The organism is Arthrobacter sp. StoSoilB19 (assembly GCF_019977275.1).
GTDB lineage: Bacteria > Actinomycetota > Actinomycetes > Actinomycetales > Micrococcaceae > Arthrobacter.
The window spans coordinates 3,116,345-3,130,234 of sequence record NZ_AP024650.1 but is presented as its reverse complement, the minus strand read 5'-3'; the positions used below and the strand labels follow the sequence as shown (position 1 = coordinate 3,130,234).

General features: G+C 68.0%; 15 protein-coding genes. 8 read left to right on the top strand and 7 right to left on the bottom strand.

The features are described from left to right. Nucleotides 1-49: 49 nt before the first annotated feature. Both mshD and LDO86_RS14380 read right to left on the bottom strand, forming a co-directional pair. Nucleotides 50-1,018 carry a mycothiol synthase gene (gene mshD / locus LDO86_RS14385; RefSeq protein WP_018769101.1) on the bottom strand — a complete coding sequence of 323 codons (969 nt, stop codon included), beginning with the start codon at nt 1,016-1,018 and terminating at the stop codon, nt 50-52. 34 nt (nt 1,019-1,052) lie between these two features. Continuing rightward, a complete protein-coding gene (locus LDO86_RS14380) occupies nt 1,053-1,751 on the bottom strand; it encodes a response regulator transcription factor (protein WP_018769102.1) in 699 nt (232 codons plus the stop codon). A 339-nt stretch (nt 1,752-2,090) separates the two neighbouring features. Here LDO86_RS14380 and LDO86_RS14375 point away from each other — a divergent pair, with 339 nt between their 5' ends. From LDO86_RS14375 to LDO86_RS14350, 6 genes are all read left to right on the top strand, one after another. Next, nucleotides 2,091-2,858, top strand: coding sequence for a hypothetical protein (locus LDO86_RS14375; protein ID WP_043424912.1), 768 nt, complete (start codon nt 2,091-2,093; stop codon nt 2,856-2,858). Between the two features lie 173 nt (nt 2,859-3,031). Beyond that, nucleotides 3,032-3,640 (top strand): FABP family protein, encoded by a 609-nt coding sequence (locus tag LDO86_RS14370; protein WP_018769104.1) that lies wholly within the window; start codon nt 3,032-3,034, stop codon nt 3,638-3,640. Nucleotides 3,641-3,656: 16 nt separating this feature from the next. After that, the gene (locus LDO86_RS14365) at nt 3,657-4,391 is read left to right on the top strand and encodes a flavodoxin family protein (protein WP_018769105.1); all 735 of its coding nucleotides are present in this window, start codon (nt 3,657-3,659) and stop codon (nt 4,389-4,391) included. Nucleotides 4,392-4,413: 22 nt separating this feature from the next. Further along, complete coding sequence (locus LDO86_RS14360; protein ID WP_026265737.1) at nt 4,414-5,496, top strand: glycine cleavage T C-terminal barrel domain-containing protein; 1,083 nt, start codon at nt 4,414-4,416, stop codon at nt 5,494-5,496. Continuing rightward, nucleotides 5,496-5,927 carry an ankyrin repeat domain-containing protein gene (locus LDO86_RS14355; protein ID WP_018769107.1) on the top strand — a complete coding sequence of 144 codons (432 nt, stop codon included), beginning with the start codon at nt 5,496-5,498 and terminating at the stop codon, nt 5,925-5,927. The genes LDO86_RS14360 and LDO86_RS14355 overlap by 1 nt, the downstream gene beginning before the upstream one ends. 51 nt (nt 5,928-5,978) lie before the next feature. Then, nucleotides 5,979-7,502 carry a DHA2 family efflux MFS transporter permease subunit gene (locus LDO86_RS14350; RefSeq protein WP_018769108.1) on the top strand — a complete coding sequence of 508 codons (1,524 nt, stop codon included), beginning with the start codon at nt 5,979-5,981 and terminating at the stop codon, nt 7,500-7,502. Here LDO86_RS14350 and LDO86_RS14345 read toward each other — a convergent pair. The 5 genes from LDO86_RS14345 to LDO86_RS14325 form a co-directional block, all read right to left on the bottom strand. After that, complete coding sequence (locus LDO86_RS14345) at nt 7,464-8,180, bottom strand: GNAT family N-acetyltransferase (RefSeq protein ID WP_018769109.1); 717 nt, start codon at nt 8,178-8,180, stop codon at nt 7,464-7,466. The two genes, LDO86_RS14350 and LDO86_RS14345, sit on opposite strands and share 39 nt — an antisense overlap. A 27-nt stretch (nt 8,181-8,207) precedes the next feature. After that, nucleotides 8,208-9,233 carry an ATP-dependent 6-phosphofructokinase gene (locus tag LDO86_RS14340; protein ID WP_018769110.1) on the bottom strand — a complete coding sequence of 342 codons (1,026 nt, stop codon included), beginning with the start codon at nt 9,231-9,233 and terminating at the stop codon, nt 8,208-8,210. Between the two features lie 238 nt (nt 9,234-9,471). Then, a complete protein-coding gene (locus tag LDO86_RS14335) occupies nt 9,472-9,729 on the bottom strand; it encodes a PspC domain-containing protein (protein ID WP_018769111.1) in 258 nt (85 codons plus the stop codon). 3 nt (nt 9,730-9,732) lie between these two features. Continuing rightward, nucleotides 9,733-9,990, bottom strand: coding sequence for a hypothetical protein (locus LDO86_RS14330; protein ID WP_018769112.1), 258 nt, complete (start codon nt 9,988-9,990; stop codon nt 9,733-9,735). A gap of 1 nt (nt 9,991) precedes the next feature. Beyond that, on the bottom strand, nt 9,992-11,656 hold the full coding sequence (locus LDO86_RS14325; protein ID WP_018769113.1) for a PspC domain-containing protein: 1,665 nt from the start codon (nt 11,654-11,656) through the stop codon (nt 9,992-9,994). A 125-nt stretch (nt 11,657-11,781) separates the two neighbouring features. Between LDO86_RS14325 and LDO86_RS14320 the strand changes: the two genes are divergently transcribed. Continuing rightward, a complete protein-coding gene (locus LDO86_RS14320) occupies nt 11,782-13,149 on the top strand; it encodes an ATP-binding protein (RefSeq protein WP_018769114.1) in 1,368 nt (455 codons plus the stop codon). Continuing rightward, nucleotides 13,146-13,835 (top strand): response regulator transcription factor, encoded by a 690-nt coding sequence (locus tag LDO86_RS14315; protein ID WP_018769115.1) that lies wholly within the window; start codon nt 13,146-13,148, stop codon nt 13,833-13,835. Before LDO86_RS14320 ends, LDO86_RS14315 begins: the two co-directional genes overlap by 4 nt. The last annotated feature ends 55 nt before the right edge of the window (nt 13,836-13,890 follow it).

Sequence of the window (13,890 nt, the reverse complement as noted above, 5' to 3'; positions counted from 1 at the left end):
GCCACGGCCCCTGTTTCTCCCGGGCGGGGGATTCTTCCGGCTGTCCTGCCTACCCCGCCGCCGGGCCATACATGACGTCCATGTCCCAGCGCGTAAAGCCGAGCCGCCGGTAGAGGGCGACGGCCGCGGCATTGTCGGCGTCCACATAGAGCATGACCCCGTTCAGCCCGGAGTCGCGGAGGTGCCTGATGCCGGCGATGGTCAATGCCTTGCCCAGGCCCATGCCCTGGGCTTCGGGTGTCACGCCCACCACGTACACCTCGCCGATGGCTGGGTGCGAGCCGTGCCGGGGGTGGACTTTGGTCCAGTGGTAGCCCAGCAGGCGGCCGGCCCGGTCCTCCGCCAGGAAGAACCCGGCCGGATCGAACCAGTCCTCCGCCATGCGCGCCTCGAGGTCCGCCCGGGTGAGGTTCCCCTGTTCCGGATGGTGGGCGAAGGCGGCCCTGTTGGCGGCCAGCCAGGCGTCCTCATCCTTGCCCGGCACGAAGGTGCGGATGGCCACCCCGTCCGGGAGTCCGGCGTCGGGAAGCTCCGCGCCCGCCGTCGTCATCCGCATCTTCCACAACTCACGCACCGGCGCGTAGCCGTACCGCGCAGCAAGGTCGGCAGCTGCCTCGTGGTTGCCGTGGGACCAGGCGTTCAGCCCGCCAAAGCCCCGGACCTCCTTGAGGGCCCCCACCAGGCGGTCCGCCACGCCCTGGTTCCGGTAGGAGGGGTGGACGGCGATCTCCAGGATGCCGTGGCCGTCCGGCTCCTCAACCACGACGGCGAAGCCCGCCAGGTCCTGTCCGGTCGCCGGATCGGAGTCCTCGTCGGGTGCATACAGGGCCAGCGTCAGCAGGGTGTGCTCCGCGGAGTCCCCGGCGCGCATGGTCACCAGGGTCTGCTCGGAGATGGAAGGGTTTCCATCCGATTCCTCAGCCGCGGCCAGGAGGTCGCGGCAGTCCTTCAGGAGTTGCTGGTCAACTCCGCCCCGGACGACATGGACGGGCCACTTCTGCGGATGCGCTGGAGTCATGAGCCAAGGCTATACGTCAATGGCGCGCCGGGGCTCAGGCCTCGGTGAGTTCGTCTTCCTGCTGCCGGACGAGGGTGAGGCGGTAGCCGACGTTCCTGACCGTGCTGATCAGGTTCTCGTGGTCCGCGCCGAGCTTTGCCCGGAGGCGCCGGACGTGGACGTCCACGGTGCGGGTGCCGCCGTAGTAGTCGTAGCCCCAGACTTCGGTGAGGAGCTGCTGCCGGGTGAACACGCGGCCTGGATGCTGGGCCAGGTATTTCAGGAGCTCGAACTCCTTGAACGTCAGGTTCAGCGGGGCGCCGTTGACGCGTGCCGTGTAGCTTGCCTCGTCGATGATGACGCCGGCGGCGCGGATCTCACTCGGAGCGTCTTCCTGCTCGGGGACTGCCCGGGCAACGGACAGCCGGATACGCGCCTCCACTTCGGCGGGTCCGGCGGAATCGAGGACGATGTCGTCAACGGCCCACGCAGAGGAAACGGCGGCCATGCCGCCTTCTGTGAGGATCAGGACCAGGGGAGCGCTCAGCCCGGTGGCTTTCAGGAGCTGCGTGAGTGAACGGGCGCCCACCAGGTCCTTGCGGGCATCCAGCAGGACGATGTCGCAGGGGTCTGTCTCAAGGAGGGCCGTGGGCTCGGCCGGGAGGATGTGGACCCTGTGGTTCAGCAATTCGAGGGCAGGCAGGATGTCCACCGAAGAACCGGTGCTGTTGGTCAGTAACAGGATGTGCGACATTGTTCCTCCAAGGGCCGTCCGCGCATCATTGGGCGACTGAACCGGATTCTCACCGGCCGGTACTGGCTTCCTGCACGAGGCTCTGGGCCGTCAGCACGCCGCCGGCCGGCTACCTCAGCAGGGAGCGTAGCTGAACCTTGAGTATACCCGGCGGCCTCCTCCAGGCCACAGATCCAGGCCGCGGACGGGAGCGTTTTGCGACATATGCCCTTCACATAAGGCAGGATTGAAGCAGGGCGGACCAGCCCTGCCATGAGGGGGCGGACCAGCCTTCCGGCCAACGCCAGGATGGGAAAACAGCGCAGTGAGTGCACCGACGAAGCACAGGCCGGGCCCTGCATGACGGCGGACCTGCAGGCACCCGTGCGTTCGCTGGGTTCCTGGACCATCGGCGTTGTCGGCATCGCCGGCCTGGCCGCCATCATCGCCGGGGTCTATGCCTCGCCTGAAGCGCTCGTCGCCGTCGGTGTCGCCATCGCCGCCGCAGTGGGGATCGGGTGGCCGCATTTCCTCCGCATCCCCGCCAAGAAGACCCTTGCCGCCGTCATCGCCCTGCCGGGCGCAGGCGCTGCCGTGGCGGCCGGCGTGGCGCCGGCCCCGGGCTACCTGGACTGGACGCCGGCCTTCGTGGCGCTGGGAATGATGGCGGTGTTTGTGGTGCAGTTGGTCCGCGGTACGGGACAGGCCCAGCGGCTGGAGTCCACACTGGGCTGCTGCGCCGGTGTCCTGCTGTCCTGCCTCGGCGCCGGCTGGGTTGCCGGAGCGCGGTTCAACGGCGTCCGCGAAATGCTGCTGGTGGCGGCAATCAGTGCCGCGGTGGCCCTGCTCGCCGGCCTTATCCGCTGGCCGGACAGCATCATTGCTCCGCTGGGCATTGTCCTGGCGGGCCTGGCCGGGCCGCTCGCCGGACTGGTCCTGTCGGACATCGCCGTCCTGCCGGCCGCGGTCTTCGGCGTGGTGGTGGGCGCGGTCCTGGCAAGCTTCCGCAGACTGGCCACGCTCCGCGGCGCCCCGCTGAATTTTGCGGCCGCACTGAGCATGGGCCTGGCCCCCGTCTCAGCGGTGGGATCCCTCGCTTACTTCATAGACAAACTACTCATCTACTAACGGGTTAGGATGGCACCATGTCCGTACTTGCTTTTGAAATCTTCTTCCTTGTCCTGCTCGGCATCGCGAGCCTGTCCATGGCCTGGTTCGCCGGATTCGTGGTCTACCGCCTCTTCAAGGGCCAGAAGTAGCCACCCCTCTTCCGGAGCCGGCCGTATCTCGAGGTAGTACAAATGCCCATTGAGATTCCTACAGATCTGACCCCTGAACTCGTCCCCCTTTCGTGGCTCATTGGCGAGTGGGAGGGCCGCGGCCGGCTGGGCAGCGGCGACGAGGATTCGGAACACTTCCTGCAGCACGTCTCCTTCACCCACAACGGCCTGCCGTACCTGCAGTACCGGGCCGAGAGCTGGTTGACCGACGACGAGGGCACGCGCCTGCGGCCGCTCACCGTTGAGACCGGCTTCTGGGCGCTTGAACGCAAGCAGCTGGATGCCGACGGCGGCCCGGGCCTGGTGCCTGCCGACATCGTCCCGGTGTTGAAGAGTGCCGATGAGGTGGAGGCGCTGCGCAACAAGGACGGCGGCTTCGACATCTCGGTGTCCATCGCCCACCCAGGCGGCATCACCGAGCTGTACTACGGCCAGATCAAGGGCCCGCAGATCCAGTTGACCACCGACATGGTGATGCGTGGCAGCCACTCCAAGGAGTACAGTGCGGCCACCCGGATCTTTGGCCTGGTGGACGGCAACCTCCTGTGGCGGTGGGACGTGGCGACAGGCGGCGAAACCGGCAAGGGCCTTGAAGCCCACGCCTCCGCGTTCCTGCATAGAGTCTCCTGAACAGGAAAGAAACCTCATGGAAGACGGCACGGATCAAGCACGAAAGCCCAGCGGCTACGGCGACCTCAAGGCCGTCTTCTTCAACGGCACCCTGAAGAAGTCGCCGCAGACATCCAACACGGACGGGCTGATTGCCATCAGCCGCCGCATCATGGAAAAGCAGGGTGTCAGCACCAGGGTGATCCGTACCGTGGACCACGACATCGCCAGCGGTGTCTACCCGGACATGACCCAGTACGGGTGGGCCACGGACGAGTGGCCGGATCTCTATCCCGCTGTCCAGGAAGCTGACATCGTGGTGGTGGCGGGCCCCATCTGGCTCGGTGACAACTCGTCGCAGACCAAGAAACTTATCGAGCGCCTCTACGCCCACTCCGGCCAGCTCAATGACAGGGGCCAGTGGGCCTTCTATCCAAAGGTGGGCGGCTGCCTGATCACCGGCAACGAGGACGGCATCAAGCACTGTTCCATGAACATCCTCTACAGTCTTCAGCACATCGGCTTCAGCATCCCGCCGCAGGCCGACGCGGGTTGGATCGGGCCGGTTGGTCCGGGCCCAAGCTACCTGGATGAAGGCTCCGGCGGCCCGGAGAGCGACTTCACCAACCGCAACACCACCTTCATGACCTGGAACCTCCTGCACCTGGCAAGGATGCTGAAGGATGCGGGCGGCTACCCGGCCTACGGCAACCTGCCCAACGAATGGAACGCCGGTACCCATTTCGATTTCGAAAATCCGGAATACCGTTAGCCTCCAAGGACTTCTACTTCATATGACTACGCCCAGCCCCTTGTTGTCGCGCCCCGGCGCCGTCGAGGCCGGCGGCCCTGACGCCGGAGTCGCCGCCCACTACGGCGAGCCGCTGCGCGAGCAGCGCGCGCTCGCTGCCGGAACCGCCGTCGTCGACCTTTCCCACCGCGGCGTGGTCACCGTCACCGGCCCGGACCGGCTGAGCTGGCTTAATACCCTGTCCTCCCAGCAGGTGGCCGCGCTGAAGCCGGGGGAGTCCAGCGAGCTGCTGCTCCTCAGCGTCCAGGGCCGCATCGACTTTGACGCCCGGGTTGTCGACGACGGCGGGACCACGTGGCTGATCGTTGAGGCCGCCGAGGCAGCGCCGCTGGCGGAGTACCTCAACCGGATGAAGTTCATGCTGCGGGTGGAAATCGCCGACGTCTCGTCCGACTGGGCAGTCGTGGGCAGCACCCGGGCCGTCCCGGAGTGGTCCGGCCGCCTCGCCTGGCAGGACCCGTGGCCGCACGTATCCGCCGGCGGATACTCCTATGCCACCGTGTCGGAGGAGAACCATCCGGGGCTGGAGCGCCCCTGGTTCGAGTACCTCATCCCGGCCGCCGAACTGGAAGAGGCCGTCGCGGGGCGGTCTCTGACCGGTGTCCTCGCCGCGGAAGCCCTGCGGGTCGCCGCCTGGCGCCCCCGGATCGGTGCCGAGACGGATGACAAGACCATCCCGCACGAGCTTGACCTGCTGCGCACTGCGGTGCACCTGGCCAAGGGCTGCTACAAAGGCCAGGAGACCATCGCCCGCGTCCACAACCTGGGCCACCCGCCCCGCCGGCTGGTCTTCCTGCAGCTGGACGGCTCGCAGCACACCCTCCCCGCCGCCGGCAGCCCGGTCATGGCAGGGGACCGGAAAGTCGGGACCGTCACCTCCGTGGCGCAGCACTACGAGATGGGTCCTGTGGCCCTGGCAGTCATAAAACGTTCCGTGGCCGCGGATGAGATACTGACCGTCCTGGACGGCGATGAGCCGTATGCCGCCGTCCAGGAAATCATTGTTGCCCCCGATGCCGGCCAGGTGGTGGGGCGCCAGACCGGATTCCTGAGGGGGCCACGCTGATGACCGAGCACACCGGGACCACGCCTGCCGGCGTTGGGACGACGGCAGCGGAAGGGCACGACGACGACGCGCTGGCTTTGGCGCAGGCGCTCTTCGAGGCTGCGCGTGAGGGGAGCGACGCCCTGCTGGGTGCCTACCTGGACGCCGGGGTTCCCGCCACCATGACCAACTCCGCCGGTGACTCCCTGCTCATGCTGGCCGCCTACCACGGCCACGCCGGCACCGTTGGGCTGCTCCTGCAACACGGCGCCGACGCCAACGCCGCCAACGACCGGGGCCAGACCCCGCTCGCAGGCGCCGTATTCAAGGGCTACACGGACGTGGCCCGGGTCCTGCTTGACGCCGGAGCGGATCCGGACGCCGGTGCGCCCTCGGCACGCGCCGCGGCGCAAATGTTTGCCCGCACGGAGATCCTGGACCTGCTGGGCTAGCTCTGCCCGGGTTCCGCCCGGCACCAACAAAAACTCCTGAAGGATGACCGAGTGGAAAACGTAGCAAAGCCCTGGCCGGCACTGTGGTCCCTGGTGATCGGGTTCTTCATGATCCTGATCGACACCACCATCGTGTCCGTGGCCAACCCCCGCATCATGGAGGGGCTGGACGCCGACATCAACTCGGTCATCTGGGTGACCAGCGCCTACCTGCTGGCCTACGCCGTCCCGCTGCTCATCACCGGCAGGCTGGGCGACAGGTTCGGGCCCAAGAAGCTCTACCTCTCCGGCCTGGTGGTCTTCACCCTCGCCTCGCTGTGGTGCGGCCTCTCAGGCGACGTCCGGATCCTGATCGCCGCCCGTGTCCTCCAGGGCCTTGGCGCCGCGATGATGACGCCCCAGACCATGGCCGTGATCACCCGGATCTTCCCGCCGGACCGCCGCGGCTCAGCCATGGCGGTCTGGGGCGCAACAGCGGGCATGGCGACGCTCGTCGGGCCCATCCTTGGCGGCGTCCTGGTGGACGGCCTGGGCTGGGAGTGGATCTTCTTCATCAACGTGCCCATCGGCGTCGTGGGCTTCATCCTGGCGCTGCGCAACGTCCCGGCCCTGAGCACCCATCCGCACCGCTTCGATATTCCCGGCGTCCTGCTGAGCGCCGTCGGGCTGTTCCTTCTGGTGTTCGGGATCCAGGAGGGCGAAACCTACAACTGGGGCACCATCACCGGGCCCATCAGCGTGTGGGGCCTGATAATCGCCGGCATCGTGGTGCTGGCTGTCTTCGTCCTGTGGCAGCGGTTCAACAAGGGCGAGCCGCTGCTGCCGCTGGCGCTGTTCCGGGACCGCAACTTCTCGCTGGCCAACATCGGGATCACCACCGTCGGCTTCACGGTGACCGCCTTCAGCCTGCCGCTGATCTTCTACTACCAGCTGGTCCGGGGCCTAACCCCCACACAGTCCGCCCTCATGATGGTGCCCATGGCACTGATCTCCGGCGGGCTTGCACCCGTGGTGGGCAAGCTGGTGGACCGCGTGAACCCGAAGTTCATCACGGCCACCGGGCTGGTGCTCATGGCGGTGGCGCTGCTGTGGAACTCGGTCCTGATGCAGCCGGATACGCCCATCCTGATGTTCCTGCTGCCCAGCGCCGTCCTGGGCTTCGCCAACGCCGGCATTTGGGCCCCGCTGAGCACCACTGCCACCAGGAACCTGCCGCCGCGCCAGGCGGGTGCCGGTTCGGGCGTGTACAACACCACCCGCCAGATCGGCGCGGTGCTGGGCAGTGCGGCCATCGCTGTGTTGATCCAGTCGCGGCTGGCCGCCGAGCTTCCCTCGGGAGGGCCGGGCGGGTCCGCCGGGGAAGGACTGGCAATGGGTGGCTCGCTGCCCGGGTTCCTGCACGCCGGATTCTCGACCGCGATGGGCCAGTCCATCCTGCTGCCCGCCGGAGTGATCCTGGTGGGGGCGGCGGTGGCACTGTTCTTCGCCAAGCCGCAGCCGGTCCAGGGCTGGGGGACGCAGGGCCAGGACCAGGCGTCAGCGAAGGTGGACGCTGGTCTGGATTCCGCCGGCTGAGAGGCCAAGCTGCCTGGCCAGTGCCAGGCAGCCGGTGTTGCTGACGTCCGCACGCCACTGCAGCGTCAGCCCGGCGGCGAGGGCCTCGTGCGCCGCGATGGACGCGGCCAGCGAGCCCAGGCCGCGCCGCCGCCATTCCGGGTCCACCAGTACGCCCATGTTGGCCAGCAGGCCCTCCCATTCGCCGTACGCACCGCAGGCCAGGGGCACGCGCCTGCCGTCCTGCTCATGCACGATGGTGTAGCGGTTTTCGAGGTCGGAGAGCCCCACTTCGTTGACGTCGTCCGGCGGGCAGCGGCCCTCCAGTTCAATGGCCTCCGGGTTCCCGTGCGAGACCGTGAGTTCCCCGGAGGGCTGCTGCAGCGGCAGGTCGTCGGCGAAGAACAGGGCGGCAGCGCCGAGCCCATGGCCGCCCCGGTCCCTGGTCAGTTTCAGCAGCGTGACGTGCTGGGCCATCTCCTCCTCCGGAATGTCCGTTGCGGCTTCGATGACGCTCTGCGGGCCCACCAGCGCGGAACTGCCAAACAACCGGACGAACTCGACGGTCCGGGCCGATTCGTCCGCCCGGACGATCCTTGCCCCGGAGACCAGGGCGTCCCCGAACGCGTCGTCGTCAAGGCCCAGCCGGCGTGCCCACGCCAGCTGGATGATGGCCGCTGAGCCGGGATCGAGTGTCATGGTCCCAGCCTAGGGCGGCCCACTGACTTAGCCGAACAGGACCGCGGCTTCGTCGTAGCGGTTTTGCGGGACGGTCTTCAGCTGGCCCAGGGCCTCTTCGAAGGCAACGTGCCGGATGTCGGTGCCCTTGAGCGCCACCATGGTGCCCCAGTAGCCTTCCACCACGGAATCGATGGCAGCCATGCCAAGCCGGGTGGCCAGGACCCGGTCGAAGGCCGACGGGACGCCGCCGCGCTGGATGTGGCCCAGGATGGTGGCGCGGGTTTCAATGCCGGTGCGTGCCTCCAGTTCGGGGGCGAGCTGGTCCGCGATGCCGCCCAGCCGGGGACGGCCGAAGGTGTCCAGGCCGCGCTCGGAGTGCGGGCTTTCCATGTGTTCGGGTACGAAGCCTTCGGCCACCACCACCAGGGGCGCGCGGCCACGATGATGGGCTTCCTTGACCCATTCGGTGATCTGCTCGATGCTGACCTTCTGCTCCGGGATCAGGATGGCGTGCGCGCCTGCGGCCATGCCGGCGTGCAGGGCAATCCAGCCCACGTGCCGGCCCATCACTTCGGCGATCATGCAGCGGTGGTGGGATTCGCCGGTGGTGCGGAGCCGGTCGATGGCTTCGGTGGCGATCTGCACGGCAGTGTCGAACCCGAAGGTGTAGTCGGTGGCGTCAAGGTCGTTGTCAACGGTCTTGGGGACGCCGACGATCTTGAGTCCGGCGTCGGTCAGGCGCTTGGCGGCGGCGAGTGTTCCCTCACCACCGATGGCGATGATGGCGTCGATGCCCAGCCGGTCCATGTGGGCCTTGATGGCCTCGGGGCCGCCGCCGTTTTCGAACGGGTTGGTGCGGGAAGTGCCAAGGATGGTGCCGCCCTGCTTGGCGATGCCGCGGACCATGGTGCGGGGGATGTCGATGATGTCCCCCTCCACCACACCCCGCCATCCATCGCGGAATCCGACGAATTCCTGGCCGTGGACGGCGATGCCCTTAAGCACGGCGCCTCGGATCACGGCGTTCAGTCCGGGGCAGTCGCCACCGCTGGTGAGGATTCCAATTTTCATGTTCGGCTCAAATCCTGGAGAGAAGGTTTACAGGCAGAGCGCCACGCTGAGCTCACCTAGAAGTGTAATGGGGTGTGTGGGGTACGACACAAACCGGTTACATGGGGGTGCCCGGGCCGGGCAGTGCCGGGACAGGAAAGGCCCCTGCTGTCGGGGAGTGTCCGCGAAAGCAGGGGCCGTGGTCGTGGCCGATTTATGGTGCCGGCGCCAGTGTGTCCGGCGCCGGCGATTTGGCTGGTCAGGGCCGGTTGAGCGACCGGCGGTCCAGGAACGTCTGGAGCAGGATCTCGTTGCGCTGGTCCGGGAGGATCACCCAGGCCAGGAGGTAGAAGATCACGGCAGGTCCGGGGAGCAGGCAGAACAGCAGGAATGCGATGCGGACGTAGGCGACGTCGACGTTGAGCTTGGCCGCGATGCCGCCCAGCACTCCGCCGAGCCACCGCTGTGGGCCGCGCTGCAGGCCAAGGCCCCTGACAATGCTGAAGAACTTATCCATGGTTCAAGACTTCCCTGTAGTTGATGCGTTGTCACGTTTGCGGGCTGAGAGCAGGCCGCCGGCCACCAGGGCCACACCTGCGCCGATCATGAGGCCGATCAGGACGTAGGTGCCATTGAGTGTCACGATGCCCAGCTGCGCCACGATGATGAGTGCGGCCAGCGCCAGGACGATCAGTCCCCACACCACCGTCCCCACCCTCGCCGGTGCCGGTCCGGCGGGGTCTTGGCCCGCCGTCGTCGGAATGTTGCTGCTGTCCATGTCAGTTGCCTTCCTGGATTGTGACGTTGCTGAACGTGCCGTCGATCCGCACCACCAGGTGGTTGCCGGGCTTGTCCGCGTTGTAGCTGCTTTCGCGGGTGGTGGTGCCGCCGCGCTGGCCGGTGGCCTCGTTAAGGTTTCCCATGGTCATGTCCGCCTTGATGTCGACGGGCAGGTTCTGCGGGATCACCACGGTCACGTTGCTGGCGGTGATGTCCAGGGGAACCACGACGTCGGACGTCAGGGGGGCGGTGGGTGACAGGCCCGTGAGGTCCACGGTGCCCCGCCCGGCGGTGATGTCGATGCCGCCGCGTGCCTCCTCAATGCTTGCGGGGTTCCAGTCCACCTGCTGGATACGCATCCGGCCGTCGTCCAGCGTGTTGTAGATGCCGCCGGTAACCAGGGCGATTACGGCAAAGAGGCTCAGGACGCCGGAGGTGCGGCCGCGGAAACCCGCCACCAGGATGCCCAGGCCTAGCACTGCTGCCGCGCTGGCCCACACGATGGCGTTGGCGGAGCCGCCCAGGTCGATGATGTTTGCGGCATCCAGCGCCTTGAGGCCACCGCCCACTACCAGGGCCGAGCCCGTGGCGATGGCGACGGCGGGAGCGCCGGGGCCGGACGGCCGGGGCTTTGGCGGTTGCGGGGGCACCCACGGTGCGGGGTAGCTGCTTCCACCGGGAACGCCGCTGCCCGGCCCGCCTGTGCCCGGCCCGCCTGGGCCTGTGCTGCCTGAACCGGTGCCGTTTGGGCCGGCGGAGGTGCCTCCGACACCGGTTCCGATAGGAGTGCTGTGTCCGCCCGGGCCATAGATGCCGGTGGATGCTGAGCTGGTGGGGCCGCCGCTGTACCGCGGCGCCGCCGGGAAGCCGGGCGCCGGCCCGGAGGGCGTGCCTGCGGAGAACGACGAGGTGTAGTCCGCGCCCGGGCGTCCGGCCGGGTGGCCTGCGCCGGGGGCTGCCGGCGTGTGGCCGGCCATGGTGGGGTGGGACTTGTTGCGCTGGGAAAGGTAGTAGACCAAATAGATTGCGCCGGCCACCCAGAAGACGGTCCAGAGCAGTCCGCTGAGTCCGTTATGGCTCCAGCCCCAGAAGCCTCCGCCCAGGCCGGTGAGACCCAGGACCGTGGCAATCAGGGAGCCCGTCATGCCACTGGACCAACGTCCGGCGCCGGCTTCCTGGACGTGGATCCGGCCGTCCGGTTCCGGCAGGAACGCCCATGCCAGGCCATAGAAGAACACGCCAATGCCGGCCAGGAGGGTGAGGACTATGAAGGCGCCGCGGATGATGATCGGGTCCACGTTCAGCCGGTGGGCGATGCCGCTGCAGACGCCGCCGACCCAACGGTCGTTGCCCCGGTAAACGCCGTTGCTGCGGATCCAGCCGAAGAAGTCGGTGGAAGGAGTTGGGGCGGTGGGGCTGCTGCGGTAGGCATAGCCCTGGGTGTTATCAGCGGGATCAGGGCCCGGTCCGGCACCGGGATCAGCTGAGGGACCGGCGCCAAGACCGCCTGACGGGCCGGCCGCGGGACCGGCACCCGGGCCAACCTCAGGCTCCGGAGGCGTTGCAGGGGAGGACGGCAGCGGCTCCGTGGGCCGCTCGCTGTCGGATCCGGGGATGGCCCCGGCAGGGTGTTCGTCGTCAGGGGAGGGGGTCTGCGAGTTCATACCTCGATCCTCCCGTCCGGGCGGGTCGCCGCTCTACTGGGGGATACCCTGAACGGCCCCTGAGCTGTCCCCGGTAAGCGGCCGGATACGGTCCGGGCAACCCTGATCCGTGTTTGGATTGATCCATGACAACCCTCCCGGTGCGCCCGCCCCTGGCACGGAGCAGCGACCGTGTCATCGCCGGCGTCTGCTCCGGCCTCGCCGCGCACCTGGGCTGGCCGGTCAAGAATGTCCGGCTGGGCATGGTCCTCGCCTCCTTCGCCGGCGGGGCCGGCCTGGTCTTCTACGCATGGCTCTGGATCATGGTGCCCACCGCGGATGAGGCCGCGCGCCGCAACGCCCGCCGGCCGGCGTCGCCCATTGCTCCCGCCGTCAGCCAGCTGGGACCGGGCCAGCAGCAGCAGGCCCAGCCGGCGCAGGAGACGGCGTCCGACGGCGGAACAACAGCAGGTGCCGATGGGCCCGTTCCGGCCGGAGCGGGAGCCTCCGGAGAGCCCCCTTGGTTCCGGGCGCGCGGGATGCGGTACGGCAAGGAAATCCTGCTGGGCTGCGGGCTCCTGCTGGTGGCCGGCATCATGATTGCCCAGATGCTGGGCGTGGACGTGTCCCTGGGGACGCTGATCCCGGCTGCAGCTGTGCTGGGCGGCGCGTCGATCGCCTGGATGCAGCTGGATGAGACGCGCCGCGCAGGGCTGGTGGACAAGACCAAAGCGGACCAGGCCGGCGGGTGGGGCAGGCTCGCTGCAGGACTGGCGCTGGTGGTGGCCGGGGTCCTGGTGATGGTGTCCGGCTCGGGCTCCTGGGAACAGACCTGGCTGGCGCTGTTGGCGTCCGTGGCCGTCCTGGGCGGCGTGGTGCTGGTCCTGTTGCCGTGGGCGCTGAAGTTCTGGCGGGACCTGGAATCGGAACGAGCCGGCCGGATCCGGGAGACGGAACGGGCGGAGATCGCTGCCCACCTCCACGATTCCGTGCTGCAGACACTGGCCCTGATCCAGCGGCGCGCCGGCAACGAGCATGACGTGGTCCGCCTGGCCCGTGCCCAGGAACGCGAGCTGCGCGGCTGGCTGTTCCAGGACCCCGGCCGTGAAAGCGGACAGCTTTCAGACCGGATCAAGGCTGTTGCGGCGGAGGTGGAGGACCTGCTTGGCAACGCCGTGGAGGTGGTCACCGTGGGTGACGCCGCCATGACCGAGGCGCACGAAGCCCTGGTCCAGGCAAGCCGGGAGGCCATGCTCAACGCCTCGCGGCACGGCGGCGGAACCGTCTCGGTCTACCTTGAGGCATCGGACGGGCAGGCTGAGATCTTCATCAAGGACAGGGGACCCGGTTTCCAGCTGGGGGACGTCCCGGCGGACCGCCTCGGTATCAGGGAATCGATCATCGGCAGGATGAAACGGCATGGCGGCTCGGCGGCCATCCTCAGCACGGGGGACGGTACCGAGGTCCGCCTGAGGCTGCCGGCTGCAGCAGAACACGCGGAAGGAAAATCATGAACACGACCCAGGGGACAAGTACCGGAAGCGCCCGGCCGGCAAACTCCGTGAGGGTGGTCATCGTGGACGATCACGCCATCTTCCGGTCCGGGCTGAAAGCTGACCTCGACGCCGGCATCCAGGTGGTGGGGGAGGCCGCCACCGTTGAACAGGCCATTGCCGTGATCGCCCAGCAGCGGCCCGACGTCGTTCTTCTCGATGTCCACCTGCCCGGAGGACTGGGCGGCGGCGGCCGGGAAGTCATCGCCGGCTCCGCCGCGCTCCTGTCCACCACCCGGTTCCTGGCATTAAGCGTCTCCGACGCTGCGGAGGACGTGGTGGCCGTCATCCGCGCTGGTGCCCGCGGATACGTCACCAAGACCATCTCCGGTGCCGAGATTACCGACGCCGTGTTCCGGGTGGCCGGCGGCGACGCGGTCTTCTCCCCACGCCTTGCCGGGTTCGTCCTGGACGCCTTCGGCACCGCTCCTGCGGATATTGCCGATGACGAGCTGGACAAGCTCTCCGCCCGGGAACTTGAGGTCATGCGCCTCATCGCCCGCGGCTACAGCTACAAGGAGGTGGCCAAGGAGCTCTTCATCAGCATCAAGACGGTGGAGACCCACGTGTCAGCCGTGCTGCGCAAGCTCCAGCTCTCAAGCCGCCACGAACTGACCAAGTGGGCAGCCGAGCGCCGCCTCCTCTAGACGCCCCATCAGATCCTGCGCCTTAAACCCAAACGCCCCATCATCTTTCGGGCCT

Coding starts and splice junctions, on each gene's coding strand:
- mshD (WP_018769101.1), bottom strand. CDS start 1,018: ATGACTCCAGCGCATCCGCAGAAGTGGCCCGTCCATGTCGTCCGGGGC.
- LDO86_RS14380 (WP_018769102.1), bottom strand. CDS start 1,751: ATGTCGCACATCCTGTTACTGACCAACAGCACCGGTTCTTCGGTGGAC.
- LDO86_RS14375 (WP_043424912.1), top strand. CDS start 2,091: ATGACGGCGGACCTGCAGGCACCCGTGCGTTCGCTGGGTTCCTGGACC.
- LDO86_RS14370 (WP_018769104.1), top strand. CDS start 3,032: ATGCCCATTGAGATTCCTACAGATCTGACCCCTGAACTCGTCCCCCTT.
- LDO86_RS14365 (WP_018769105.1), top strand. CDS start 3,657: ATGGAAGACGGCACGGATCAAGCACGAAAGCCCAGCGGCTACGGCGAC.
- LDO86_RS14360 (WP_026265737.1), top strand. CDS start 4,414: ATGACTACGCCCAGCCCCTTGTTGTCGCGCCCCGGCGCCGTCGAGGCC.
- LDO86_RS14355 (WP_018769107.1), top strand. CDS start 5,496: ATGACCGAGCACACCGGGACCACGCCTGCCGGCGTTGGGACGACGGCA.
- LDO86_RS14345 (WP_018769109.1), bottom strand. CDS start 8,180: ATGACACTCGATCCCGGCTCAGCGGCCATCATCCAGCTGGCGTGGGCA.
- LDO86_RS14340 (WP_018769110.1), bottom strand. CDS start 9,233: ATGAAAATTGGAATCCTCACCAGCGGTGGCGACTGCCCCGGACTGAAC.
- LDO86_RS14335 (WP_018769111.1), bottom strand. CDS start 9,729: ATGGATAAGTTCTTCAGCATTGTCAGGGGCCTTGGCCTGCAGCGCGGC.
- LDO86_RS14330 (WP_018769112.1), bottom strand. CDS start 9,990: ATGGACAGCAGCAACATTCCGACGACGGCGGGCCAAGACCCCGCCGGA.
- LDO86_RS14325 (WP_018769113.1), bottom strand. CDS start 11,656: ATGAACTCGCAGACCCCCTCCCCTGACGACGAACACCCTGCCGGGGCC.
- LDO86_RS14320 (WP_018769114.1), top strand. CDS start 11,782: ATGACAACCCTCCCGGTGCGCCCGCCCCTGGCACGGAGCAGCGACCGT.
- LDO86_RS14315 (WP_018769115.1), top strand. CDS start 13,146: ATGAACACGACCCAGGGGACAAGTACCGGAAGCGCCCGGCCGGCAAAC.